Origin of the sequence: Flavobacterium sp. MEB061, assembly GCF_000834715.1 — a bacterium.
Taxonomy (GTDB): Bacteria; Bacteroidota; Bacteroidia; order Flavobacteriales; family Flavobacteriaceae; genus Flavobacterium; species Flavobacterium pectinovorum.
In genome coordinates, this window is record NZ_JXQR01000059.1 from 55355 (window position 1) to 69285 (window position 13931).

9 protein-coding genes are annotated in these 13931 nt (G+C 33.9%); 1 reads left to right on the plus strand and 8 read right to left on the minus strand.

Going from position 1 to position 13931, the window contains the following annotated elements:
* Positions 1-139: 139 nt before the first annotated feature.
* The 8 genes from RT99_RS20360 to RT99_RS20405 all read right to left on the minus strand — a co-directional run bounded on the left by RT99_RS20360 (position 140) and on the right by RT99_RS20405 (position 13401).
* Entirely contained in the window at positions 140-1234 is a 1095-nt protein-coding gene (locus RT99_RS20360) for a DUF695 domain-containing protein (protein ID WP_042566588.1), read from the minus strand.
* Between the two features lie 150 nt (positions 1235-1384).
* Entirely contained in the window at positions 1385-3319 is a 1935-nt protein-coding gene (locus tag RT99_RS20365) for an amino acid permease (protein WP_042566589.1), read from the minus strand.
* 367 nt (positions 3320-3686) lie between these two features.
* A complete protein-coding gene (locus tag RT99_RS20370; RefSeq protein WP_042566590.1) occupies positions 3687-6593 on the minus strand; it encodes an FAD-binding and (Fe-S)-binding domain-containing protein in 2907 nt (968 codons plus the stop codon).
* Between the two features lie 300 nt (positions 6594-6893).
* Positions 6894-7415, minus strand: coding sequence for a hypothetical protein (locus RT99_RS20375; RefSeq protein ID WP_042566591.1), 522 nt, complete (start codon positions 7413-7415; stop codon positions 6894-6896).
* Complete coding sequence (locus tag RT99_RS20380; protein ID WP_042566592.1) at positions 7396-7860, minus strand: hypothetical protein; 465 nt, start codon at positions 7858-7860, stop codon at positions 7396-7398. Before RT99_RS20380 ends, RT99_RS20375 begins: the two co-directional genes overlap by 20 nt.
* Before the next feature lie 511 nt (positions 7861-8371).
* Positions 8372-12160, minus strand: a complete 3789-nt coding sequence (locus RT99_RS20395; protein ID WP_042566595.1) for a fibronectin type III domain-containing protein — start codon at positions 12158-12160, stop codon at positions 8372-8374.
* Between the two features lie 254 nt (positions 12161-12414).
* Positions 12415-12933, minus strand: a complete 519-nt coding sequence (locus tag RT99_RS20400; RefSeq protein ID WP_042566596.1) for a hypothetical protein — start codon at positions 12931-12933, stop codon at positions 12415-12417.
* A 36-nt stretch (positions 12934-12969) separates the two neighbouring features.
* Positions 12970-13401, minus strand: coding sequence for a hypothetical protein (locus tag RT99_RS20405; protein ID WP_042566597.1), 432 nt, complete (start codon positions 13399-13401; stop codon positions 12970-12972).
* Between the two features lie 247 nt (positions 13402-13648).
* Between RT99_RS20405 and RT99_RS20410 the strand changes: the two genes are divergently transcribed.
* The gene (locus RT99_RS20410) at positions 13649-13882 is read left to right on the plus strand and encodes a hypothetical protein (RefSeq protein WP_042566598.1); all 234 of its coding nucleotides are present in this window, start codon (positions 13649-13651) and stop codon (positions 13880-13882) included.
* The last annotated feature ends 49 nt before the right edge of the window (positions 13883-13931 follow it).

The following is a 13931-nucleotide window of genomic DNA, read 5'->3' on the forward strand; positions in this document are numbered from 1 at the left end:
TTATTGCGATTCGCTAAAAAAAAATCTATTTTAATCTGCTTAAATCTGCAAAATCTGCGTGAAATAAAATCTTATTAATCGTTTTAATCTGTAGCAAAATAAAAAAGCCGTTCTGAAATCGATCAGAACGGCTTTTGCTTTAATTTTGTTCGAAATGTCTAAAAGATTGCCAATATTTATCTTTGTAAATCTCATAGCTTATTTCAAAAGTCTGGCTGTATTTTTTGATTAATGCGTCTACAACTTTTGGTGGTTTTCTAAATTCTTTACAAGCAAAAAAGATTTCTCTTTTATTGTTTGCTGTTTCTCTTCCAATATTTAGATATCCATCAGAATCTGGCAGGCTAAACATTATTTCTTCTTCAATTTCATCTAATAACTTATACGTCACATCATCGGGCAAACCTGTTTCGTCTGTTTTTTCAAATGGAATTGCAACAATAAAAATCCAGGGATGAGATGCCTTTTTATTCCACTCTAAAACCGTTGTATTGATTATTGCTAAAATAACTCCACGCTCTTGGCTTTTTCCTTCAAAAGTTGCGTAGCCATCATTTTCAGTATTGTGTCTTGTACCTTCATATTTTTCGACAAACTCCTTTTCTCTCCAAATTAAATAATCTTTTAATTTTTCGATTGGTATCAATTCTTGAGAAATATCATTTGCACCTACCACTTTCATATTATCTATTAGAGTAACAGAATGCAATTCTCCTAAGTAATTATCCAAAAAAATATAAACACCATTTGTTACAGCGGCTTTTTTATCTTCCTCAAAATGATCGTAAACAATTGTCAAATCAATTTCGTCCGGATAGTCGTTATGAATATTAGGATAAAATTTTAAATTGCCTTTATCAAAATTAAAATTTTCATAAGTTATACCAACATCATTAATATCTGATGCAGATTTAAGAGCCGTAAACTTCCAGCCTTCAATTTTTGGGGCCGCATTGACCAACTCTTCTACCACATAAATATTTTTAATCGCTCCGTCTGGCGTTAGGATCAACTCTGCGGTTTGATTATCAAACATTCCGGTCAAAAAATAAAAACCATCATGAATTTCACCTAATTTTGGTGCAATTTTATCTAAAAACCCTTTATGTATATTGTTTCCGTCCTGAACAATTTTGAAAAACTCTTTTTCATGTTTTAAAAACCAATTCCAAAAATCACTATACGATTCTATTGGAGCATCTTTTTTGCCCCATACATTTTTCAGGAAACTCATATCTGTTTAAAAAATTAAATTAAAATTTACAAGCTGCAAACTTAAGAAAAAGCCTATAGGAAATAAGAATATATTTTTATAAAAAACAAAATAAAAAAGCCATTCTGGTCAATCTCAGAACGGCTTTTCATTTATAATTATAAATCAAACTTATAACTTCTCTACGAAGTTTAGTTTACTGTTTTTTCTACTATAAGTAAAGTAAATAAATAACCCGATTAATAACCAAACCGTAAAGTAAATCCAGTTCCAAACACTTAATTCGGCCATCATATAAAGGCAGCAAATTAATCCTAAAAGCGGAATTAAAGACAAGTTTTTTCTGAATGCCCAAACGGCTAATCCAACCAAAACAAAAAGGAAAATCCACATTGGGATTTTGTGTTTGAATAAGCTGAAACCTGATTCGTATTTTAATGAATCATTAATTGGCAAACCTTTTACAACTTCTGCATATTTGGCTTCGTCGTCTTGGTATTGGCTTAATAAATGCTCTAAATCTGAGGTTTCGGCAGTTTTATTTTTAACATCGATGCTTTCTAAATAATTGAAAACTTTCGCAGATTCTTCTTTGTCTAATGACGTAATTATTGTTGTTGCGTCGTTTGTTTGTGATTCATTATTGATAAAAGCCATTGTAGCTTTATTATTGAAAGCAAAAGCATAATACAATCCCGCAATCATTAAAACAGGCATAATAAATTTTGAATTTACATATGGCGTTTTGAATTTTCCTCTTGGAATTTCAGGTTTGTTTTGTAAAACCAAAACTCCGGCGCAAACTAATACAAAGGCAAATAAAGTCCCTATACTGCATAAATCTGTTACCATTGTCAAATTCAAAAACAAGGCTGGAATTGCCACCACAAAACCCGTTACAATTGTCGCAAAAGATGGTGTTTTGAATTTTGGGTGCACTGTAGAAAATTTCTTTGGTAATAAACCATCACGGCTCATACTCATCCAGATACGCGGCTGTCCCATTTGAAAAACCAATAAAACGCTCGCCATGGCAATTACAGCACTTACGGCAATAATTCCAGACATCCATTTTAGGTCTAACTTGTCGAAAACAAACGCTAGAGGATCTCCAACATTTAATTCATTATAACGCACCATTCCGGTTAAAACCAAGGCAATGGCTATATATAATATTGTACAAATGATAATTGCCCACATCATTCCGCGTGGTAAATCACGTTGTGGATTTTTACATTCTTCTGCAGTTGTCGAAATCGCATCAAAACCAATATAAGCAAAGAAAACTGCTGACACTCCTTTTAAAACTCCGCTCACTCCATTTGGTGCAAATGGATCCCAATTGGCTGTATCTACATAAAATACCCCAACTGCAATCACTAAAAGAACAATGCAAAGTTTTACCACTACCATGACATTACTCGCATTACGAGATTCTTTCATTCCACGGTAAACCAAGGCTGTAATTAAAATAATGATAAACAAAGCCGGTAAATCAGCCACAAAATGAAAAGAACCAATTGTTGGCGCCGTTGTCCAGGCTGTATGTGCGGCTTGCAAAGAAGCACTTAAATTTTCGAAAGATTTTCCGCCCTGCATTAAAGCTGTGGCATCTTTAAATCCGTTTGAAGCGGTTAGATAATCCATTTGGATCCATTGCGGGAGATGAATTCCGCCACTCTGGAGCAGTCCCGTAAAATAATCACTCCACGATATGGCTACCGTTATGTTTCCTACGGCATATTCCATGATTAACGCCCAACCAATAATCCAGGCGATAATTTCTCCAAAAGCAACATATGAATAGGTATAAGCACTACCGGAAACGGGAACCATCGAGGCAAATTCGGCGTAAGCAAAAGCGGCAAAACTACATGCAAGAGCTGTAAATAAAAACAAGAAAATTACGGCTGGTCCACCATCTGCACTGGCTTTTCCGATCGTACTAAAAATTCCTGCACCAACGATTGCTGCAATTCCAAATGCAGTTAAATCTCTGGTCGTCAAATGCTTTCCAAGCGCATTATGACCGTCTGCTTCGTTTTTTGCAACTTGTTTCAGAATATCTTGTACCGTCTTTTTTCGGAATAAACCTGATAATGCCATATTGTATTTTCTAGTTTAAAATTAATTTCTTTCGGACTTTATGCTTTTATTTTGCAAATAATGCAAAAATTATCCTGATTTCAAATATATAAAACGATTTTGTTTTGTATGTGTTTTTTGTGGTGAATTATTTTGACCGCGGATAACACGGATTAAACAGATTTACGCAGGTTTATTTTTTTTCGCCACGAATTGCACAAATTTCCCGAATTATTTTTTTCACGCAGATTTAAAATGATTTTAGCAGATGCGCGCAGATTAATTTATTTTTAATCTGCTTAAATCTGCCAAATCTGCGTGAAACAAAAAAAATTCGCATTTATCCACGTTTTCACGAAGTGAATCCGTGTCATCCGCGTGCCATCTCTCAACGCAAACAATTCCTCAAAATACTAACAGGATGCTGTGCTTCACGTTTCGTTCCGTCATAAATTTGATGGCGACAGCTGGTTCCTGCGGCAGCGATTTTTACGTTTTCGGCGGTGGCACGCACTTTTGGGAATAGCGTATCTTCTCCCATTTGCATACTAACCTGATAATGTTCTTTTTCGTAACCAAAAGATCCTGCCATTCCGCAACAGCCTGAATTGTAAATCGTAACTGTATTATTTTTCGGCAAATTCAGCATCGCGAAAGTTGCTTCAACCGAACTCAAGGATTTTTGATGACAATGTCCGTGAATCTTGATTTCTTTCTTTTCTTCCGAAAATGAATCCTGTGTAATTTTACCGTCGATAATTTCTTTTTTAAAGAATTCTTCGATCGTAAAAGCATTTCGGGATAACTTCTCTGCTTCTTCTTTATCATCTGCCAAGCGAAGATATTCATCGCGGAAAGTTAAAATGGCCGAAGGTTCAAGACCAACCAAAGGTGCATTGCCTAAAACCAAATCCTTAAAAATGTTGACATTGTGATTTGCTATTTTTTTTGCTTGCTCTAAAAAACCTTTAGATAAATACGCCCTTCCGCTTTCTTCATGGTCGATAACCAAAACCTGATAACCTAATTTGGTTAATAATTCGAAAGCATCGATTCCTATATTTACATCATAATAATTGGTAAATTCATCTACAAATAAATACAATCTTCCGTTTGGAAAATCCGTAACTGTAGGTTTATGATTTTCATGCCATTTTCTGAACGTTCTTTTTGCCAAAAGCGGAACTTGTCTTTCCGGCGCAATTCCCATACTTTTTTTTACAAAAGATTGATTCGAAATAAAATTGGTGATTGACGGAAACAAACTTCCCATTTTATTCAGTTTTGCGTTGTGTGCAAAAATCTTATTTCGGGTGGAGAAACCGTTTGCTTTTTGGTATTGATATAAAAACTCTGCTTTTAAGGTTGCAACGTCTACATTACTTGGACATTCGCTGGCGCAGGCTTTACAGCTCACGCACAACTCAAAAACTTCGTATAATTCTTTCTGGTCAAATTTATTTTCTTTCTCAGAATACGTCAAATATTCACGCAACGCATTCGCTCTCGCACGCGTGGTTTCTTTTTCATTTTTGGTCGCACGATAACTCGGACACATCGCTCCTCCTGCCGATGGTAATTTTCGACAATCACCAGATCCGTTGCATTTTTCAGCGGCGCGCAAAATCCCTAAACTGTCTGAGAAATCCTGAAACGTTTTAATATCCGGTTCTACCCTGCCCGAAACCACACGATGGTTTTCGTCCATTTTTAAAGCGTTCACAATCTTCCCAATATTTAAAACCGAATTAGGGTCAAATGCCAATTTGATTCTTTTCAGCAGTTCATAATTCGTTTCGCCAATCATAAACGGAATAAACTCTCCGCGCACAATTCCGTCGCCGTGTTCCCCGCTTAGCGAACCTCTGTATTTCTTTACCAAAATCGCCACATCGGTCGCGATGGTTCTAAACAATTTCAAGTCAGATGTTTTCTTCAAATTTAAAACCGGACGTAAATGCAGTTCTCCCGCACCGGCATGTGCATAATAAATCGCACCTTGTCCGTGACGTAACATCATGGCTGAAAACTCGGCAATATAAGCTGGCAAATCGTTTAACTCTACCGCAGTATCTTCAATAGAATCGGCTGCTTTGTCGTCTCCAACAATACTTCCTAAAAGTCCGAGTCCGGCTTTTCTAAGTTCGTTTACTTTTTCAATATCGGCACCGTAAATTTTTACGAGCGCGTAACCAAAATTATTTTTCTCTAAATCGGCAACTAAAGCATTCGCCTGATTTTCGGCATCTTCCGCATCGTGCGAAGCCACTTCAAACATCATAATCGCTTTGGGTTCGCCTTGCAAAAAGAAACGATTTTTAATGTGTTCGCGATTCGTTTTGGTACAATCCAAAATCGTGTCGTCGATCATTTCACAAGTGTACAAATGATGTTTCATTGCCACCACAACAGATTCCAACGATTCCTGAATGCTGTGATAATGCGCAACCACCATAATATTATTCGCCGGCGGTAAATCGTCAACTTTTAGTGTAATTTCAGTCGTAAAAGCCAGCGTTCCTTCGCTTCCGCAAAGTAATTTCCCGACGTTAATTGTGGGTTCAGTTCCGCCAAACAAATCCGATTTCAGTAAAATATCAACGGCATAACCAGTATTCCTTCTGTGAATTTCGGGTTTTGGAAACTCTTTTATAATTTCCTCCTGCGTTGCTTTTACAGAAAGTTCGTCGTAAAGGCTTTTGTATATTTTATTTTCTAAAGTATCTCCTTTGGTTTTTTCGATAAATTCCGCCGAAGTCAGTTCGTTAAAAACTACTTCAGAGCCATCGCTCAAAATTCCTTTGATTTCAACAATTTTATCGCGCGTCACACCATAGCGAATCGATGTAGTTCCTGAAGAATTATTTCCCACCATTCCGCCTATCATACAACGATTTGAAGTTGAAGTATTCGGGCCGAAAAATACACCGTGCGGTTTCAGAAACAAATTCAGTTCGTCGCGAATTACGCCGGGCTGAACCGTAACCGTTTTTTTAATCGGGTCAAAATTCAGGATTTTGGTAAAATTCTTAGAAACATCGACCACAATTCCATCGCCAACCGTTTGTCCGGCAAGCGAAGTCCCGGCGGTTCTTGGCGTAATCGAAATATTGTGCTGCGCAGCAAACCGGATCAGTTTACTAATATCTGCTATCGTTTTAGGCACGGCAACCGCTTTTGGTTTAATCCTGTACACCGAAGCATCGGTCGAATAAAGCGTTTTATGAAGATCATCGTATAAAAGTGTTCCTTCCAACGACGCTGATAATTGTTCTAAATCCTTAAGTATTGACATTTATTTATTACCTGAAAATGAATTACAAAAATAGTTTTTTTTTAGGTTCTAAGGGGCTAAGTTGCTAAGGTTCTAAGTTTTTTTCCACGATTGTCATCCTGAGCGAAATCGAAGGCTTTTGAAACCTAAACTCAAACATTAACGAAAAAGTTGAAATTTAGAGTTCATTTAGTAGAATTTCATTTTTAATTAGGAGCTATTTCCTGCTGTCCTTCCAAATCTTTTGTAGTGAACCCCACTACAAAAGGATTTTCCCTCCCATCAGGGCTAGGGCAGTTGGTTTCTTAAGAAGATTTAAAGTCAATCTTTCACTTCAATCCTTTTAAACTTTTTAGATAAAGGATCTATAATATTATCCTCGAAAAGCTTTATTTTTGTTGCTTTATCTTTTGAAAACCATCCAAAATCATCTTCGCTTTTGCCATTTATTAAATACAAACTTAGCTTAACGGGAACATGTTTATCATATTCTCTCTCATCTAATTCTAAGTAATAGGTTAATTTTTCTCCATCTTTAAATATTCTTACTGTATTTATTTTTGATCTACCATGAACCGAGTCCTGGTGAGAGATATAGATTGATTTATCTGAAATTGTTTGTAATTCGTTTTTTAAGTTTTCAACTGTTGTATTAAACTCATATTCTTTCATTTCATCAGGACCGCTTGGACCTGGACGATGAAAGTAAATATAAATTAATCCATAGAATAATAGTTTATTAAATATGTACCCTACAATAAAAATTATCATTAAGTACTTTAATATTTTTCTTATTACGGATTCATCTATATTTTTTTCATTGCTATTCTTCAACTCTTTCAAATTTTTTAGATAATGGATCTATTATCTCACTTTCAAATAGATTAATACCTCTATATTTTTCAATAGAAAACCAACCAAAATCATCATTGGTTTTGCCATTTATATAAATAAGATAAAAGTAAAAACTTCCCTCACTTGGCGGTAATTTAATAATATACTGCATATTACTTTTGTCTGAATTTATTATCAAAAGTTTTGTGTCAAACGTTCCTCTATAATCGCCATCCACTATTGAATCTCGAATATGAATTGTTCTTTTATCAAATGTTTTATTGAATACTGCTTTAATATCATTCACTTCCCCTTTAAATTCATAAGACGTAATCCTTCCCGTTTCACCAGCTCCTGCACCGTAAGAAAAAAGCAGTGCAAAACCAACCCAGTATAATACAACAATACTAATCGCCGTAAAACTCAAAATAGCCAACCATTTTATAATTTTCATTCTAATATTTTTTGATTTTAACGAGTTAATCGTCAAATAAATTTCCACCGTAATTCTTAAAATAAATCTATATTAAACTGATTAACTTTCTTAACGATTACTCGCCAAAAAACAAACTGTAAAAACAAAAATATTCCTAAACAAATTAATTCAAAATGAACAGATCCTTTATTAATTTCATAAAAATAATATGTCTTCGTGTATTCAACTAAAACTCCATTTATATTTTGCCAACTGGTTACTGTTTTTTTTGTAAAAATTTCTTTTAAGTAAAAAATCAAATGTAGAAGATTCAAGCTGCTAAACACAAAGTACGAAATGAGTTTATTGTGTCTAATTTCATATATATTGAACAAAAAGACCGGTAAACTAAGAAGAAGATATATCCCGCAATTTATCAATACAAATGCAGAAGAATATATTACGGAAATAATAATTACCGAAAACACGTATAACAAAGCAAGGTTTTTAACTAAAAACAAATTAAATTTAAGTCGATTAGTATCCATAATTATTTTTTTAGATTGATTTCAAACGCAGCCGTTCTAAAAAATCCGGTTTTAAAATTAAATTTTACGTTCATATCTTTTATTGGATTAACTTCAATATTTTTATAAACTCCATCTTTTAAAATATATAATTTTGTTTCATCAATAACCTCAAGCGCGGTTTTATAATAATCTGTATTTATTACTGCATCATATGATGCAGCTATACGATTAGGATTGGAGTATAAAACAGGTACATAGAACTTAACCTTTTTCATTTTTTTTGCAATTTCATAATCAATAATTCCTTTTAATGAGCATTTATTAGAAACTGCAAAAGTTGTCATTCTCTCAAATATTTTAATATCAAAATTAGAAGTACTTAAACTATATTTCGCTGACAATAACCAAGCTAAATTTTTCACATAATCTAAATACCAATCTGGTCTTAAGTATATTTTATCTGGAAAAGAACCATCTGAAAATGCATGGTCATCAGTTATACCAAACATATTTTCTTTTTGACCATACATTATGTATTTATCAGTATCAGAAACTAAATAAATATCATTTAAAGCTTCTTTTAGAGTTTTACCTTTAAACATTTCTCGCTGTTTTGAATAACTTGTAAAGAAACCCATTCCGTATTTTTTTAAATAATAATTAAAGAACAAAATCCAAGGTTCTACTTTATCTTTTAATCTTATACTTCCTTTACCTTTCCATGATTTAATTGCTAATTTTTCATTTTCAGGATTTTCAAATAAATTATATTCGTTTAGATTTTTAGGCAATATGTTATCTAGCTTCGTATGTGCATAAGTGTCTCCAAAACGATGTAGAAGTTCACCTAATTTTGAAATATTTTCCTTTGGTGTATAAATAAATTGTATTGCAGTTAAAAACTCCTCAGTACCATGAAAGCCACCTGTCAAGCTATGAATAGTTTCTTGGTATTCTCCATCAATCCAAGTATCATCTAATTCAAAATTTGTTTCACTATGAATATCTGTGTCTGGAGCTTCAGTAGCCTCAGCTAATTGCTTAGCTTTGGCAGGATCCATACCTAACATAAGAGAAACCAAATAAACGGTAGAATAATGTCCATCAGTTTCATACTCCCCCTCAGCATCCCCCTGAAACAAATACAATCTAAATTTAGGATCATTAATTTGTTTCCAGTCATTATGCCAAAGATTTAGACCATTTCCATAATCCATTAAAAAGTCTGTTTTGCCTTCTTCTGTTTTATTTTTAAAGGGATGCTCCAAGCCAAAAATACCATGTCCTAATTCATGGCTTGCAATTCTATTGTCACCACTTACAAAAACATATCCAAACTGTCCTTTTAATGCCATAAATCCTTTAATAGCCGGATTATTGGCAGGCAAATCAGAATAAATTAAATAATAAGAATCTGATTTATAGTTACCAGATTTTTTAATTAAATTATTGATCGTTTGTTCTTCATTTGTGTAAGTTTCAAAAAAATCACTGTCTCCTACTTCTATTTTTCCATCAGCATCTGTAAAATTAATTTTTTCAGATCTTGTAATATTCATTTTAATACCTGCTTTTTTATAAATAGCACTGATCTCGTTTTCTGCATTTGGCGGAATCTGAGTTTCTTTATTTAACGGCACTAAAACCAAATTTACTTCCTTCGCCGAAATATGAACCAGCATAAAAGCACCAATCACTTTCCATCTTTCACCTTGCTGAATCACTGCTAATATTTGCTCTTCTGCATAAGTTTGGTTTCCTTTTACAGTAAGTATAAATGTTTTTTCATTTCTGGTAAAGGACACATTCGCTCCGTTTTGGGTTTTAAAAACAATTTTGTCCGGTTTTACAATCGTATCGGTAATGGTTACCGTGGCTACAACTGTATCAGTATCTCCATTTAAAACTGCTTTATAAGGCAATGCAGTATCATCTACTTTTTTATATAACTTTTGTATTGTGGCTGCTGCGTTATTTGGCATCACATCAAAGGCATATTTACTTCCATTTCCTGAAAAAGCAATTGTAACTCCTTGTGCCGTAAAAGCTGTTGCCTGACCACTTTTATCAACGCCATCAGTATTCTCGGGAGTCGGTTTTCCTCCGGGCGCAGGTTCTGTACCTTGACTGCTTCCGTTTCCTTTGCTGTCTACCCCGTATACTTTTCCTGTGCTATCAGTGATTACAGTATCTTTTCCTCCCGGAATTGTTACCTGTTCTCCATTTTTACCATTAACTACAATATCGCCATTGGCGTTGATCACGATGTTTTTTATTTCAAACTTGACCGTTTCTTCAATTTGCCCTCCTTGGCCTTCACCTGTAAAGTCTTCAATATCGGTAACATTTTTCCAATCCGGATTATAACTGGTTTCAACCACACCGCTAATCAATTGATAATCTGTATTGATAAGAATATTATTGAATTCGACGGCAATTTTAGTATCCGCCAAATATGGTACTATTATATAACCTTTTCCCGAATAAGGACTATGCTGTTCCTGCAGCTCTAAAACAGTTACCGGAAAATCTCCTGCAGTAAATGTTTCGCTCTGAATTAAATTCGTAAGCGGTTTTTGATTCTGAATATTAATTTTCGGAACAATACCACAGTTATAACTGGCGATTCCGTTTTCTTTTTTCGAAATTTTAAAAGTGTTCGTATTAGAGTAATTAAAACTCTGCACACCATCGCCTTCCAAAGTACAAGTTGAACCTACTTTAAATTCATAGGTTGTTTCAGGTTCTAAATTGCTCAGCAAAGCCTGATTGTTTTGGCTATACGTAGAGAACCACTCAAAGACTTTCTCTTTTTCCTTGCCTTTTTTATTGGTTTCTACGATTGCTTTTTTCCGATATTGAACCTGATATTTGGTATGATCAGGTAATCCCTGCCAATTTATTTTTACACTCGATGGAGAAACAATTTCTGAGAGGGCAAATGTTGGCGGATCACACTTTTGAGTATATTTAAAAGAATAAATCTCACTATATCCGTCATTTTTAAAAACTGCATTTTCTGAAAGTCCCGTTGTGGATATTGCCCTTACACGCCATGCATAACGCATTCCCGGAATAAGAATTGGCATATTTAAATTGTATAATAAAGCTGTTCCAAAAAGTGTTTCTTCATATAAAATGGGAGACATTTGAAATGCAAATTGTGGGTCTAATGTTGGATCTGCTAATTGTTTTAATTCGAACTTATACGAAATATTGGTTGCGTTCTTCTGGCGCGGTGTCCAGGTAAACATGATATTAGGAAAGTCGCTCGAGGCGATTTGCTCGTTTTTCTGTGGCGTATTTAAAAGCGGAGGATCATTTAAAATCAGATATAAGCTCGCACAGCTTTTTTGCGATATTTTTTGATTGGTGATAAAATCATACATTTCAAAACAAAAACTGTACATGCCTTCGGGTAATCCATTGGCGTATTGGAGGGCGGTAATTCCCTGCAGGTTTTCGAGTCTGAATAAAGTAAAAATATCCGTATTGGTTAAAGTCTGCAATTCTCCTCCATTAATAAATATTGGACGTTGTCCCTGCATATAATCACTACTTTGAATATTAATCCCGTTTCCCTGAATGTAAAGTTTCAATCGTACCTGTCGCTGTGATATCGAAATATCTGTTGGATTGATCATTAACCGCAATTTGATGTCTGTACTTGTGGCGTAATCAGATAGTTTGATGCTATACGGACTATTAAAAACAGGTGTTAACTGAACTGGAAATAATTGAGCTGTACTATCTAAACTCCAGAAAAATAAGACTATAAAAAAGAATAATGGTGTAAACAGTTTTTTCATTAAAACGAGGCGATTATGAAGCCTCGAATTTAAAACTGTGAAAAAACAAAAGAATTAACCAAAAGACACAAGTGTATCAGAATGCGACTTATTTTATTTGGAGTTCTTAATTAAAAATTGTCTACGTGAAATCTTTATTTTTAATTAGAAGCTATTTCCTGCTGTCCTTCCAAATCTTTTGTGGTGAACCCCACCACAAAAGGATTTTCCCTCCCATCAGGGCTAGGGCTTTAGGTTTCATAAGAAGATTTTTTTTATTTAAGATACCATGATTTATCATATAAATCATTTAACTCTTTTGCCGGAATTCCATTTAGTTCAATTGTTTTATTACAAATTTGATCAAAATCCGCATTCTCACAAGCCATATTAATTATATGATCAGTTTCGCCCATTCCTTCTGCTCCAATTAAAAGTTTGCCCGAATCACAGAATTCTTTAGCTATTTCGGTTATAATTTTGAATAATTGTTCTGACATATTTCTTTCCTGAAAATATAAACTTGAAAATCTTTCTATGCAACCAATTAAAACAACCTTTTTATAAATATTAATGCTAAAACTATCGCTCTCACCTGTAGCATATTCGAATCCATCTATTTGATTGGGAGTTATAAACCAGTTTCCTCGTTCATTTTTAGTAAAATGTCCGAATTCTTTCAAATGCAAAAACTCCGCTTTTAATCTTTTAAAAACATCGTTTAGCCTTTGCTCGGTTTCTTCTAAAGAATATTCTTTTTCTTTTGGAATTATGCAGTGAATACTTGTTCCCATAATTTATTATTACATTTTATTAAATAGAAATTAACTTCAGGGAAAAATTGGCTCCAGAAGAACTCTATATTCCTTAAAAACACAGCCGAAAGAAGTTCCGTCGATTCCCTCAATTATATTCCAACCCAATATTCTTTTATTGATAAGCTGATACAATTCATATTCAACAAACTCATCACTATAATTTAATTTTTGATATTCAGGATGCGTTCTAATAAACTCTGAAAATTTCCATTGCGAAAACTCAATTTCATTTACAGCAATATCATAAGCATAAATAACTCCATCTTTTTGAGCCGTACAACCGCTTCCGTGAAACCAATATTCAATTCCATCAATAATTCCTTTTGTTTCAAAAAACGTATGAGAAAATGAACATGGATTTATATCCTGTTTGTATTCATTTTTTAATAAGATTTCAAAATGTCTTATAAAATTGATGTAATCTTTTAAAATTTTTTCGATCATAATTATTGCAAAGTCCTAATTGGAATCGAATATAAGTTATTTTCAAGAATGCGAGGAATTAATTTAAAAACTTCTTTTTACACATAAGGGTTTTACTATATTTGCCTTTCCTAATTTACAGAATCATGACTTCGAAAAAACTTTTGCCCATGTGGTATGGTGGCGGTATTGGAAACAACCGTAACACTTCTGTAAGTGTAGGACACCTTAGCCTCATGGGTTTTATATTTCCTAAAATTACAGAGTTATGAGTACCAACACCCTTTCAAAAGAAGCCGAAAAAAGGCTAATCAATTTTTTTAACGACACCATAGATCCCGAAGAAATGTCCAGAACAATACGGAAACTAAATTATATCATTGCCTTAGGAATTCTGCGCCAAGACCCAACTCTTCAAAACGAACTTATCAACTTAGAAGATAGCTTTTTTTGGCTGAATGAATTAGCCGAAGTTTTAAATCCTTATTTGAATTTGGAATAATTTTTTAGAATTAATAATAAATGGAAAAACCTCGATTTTTTAAAAGTCG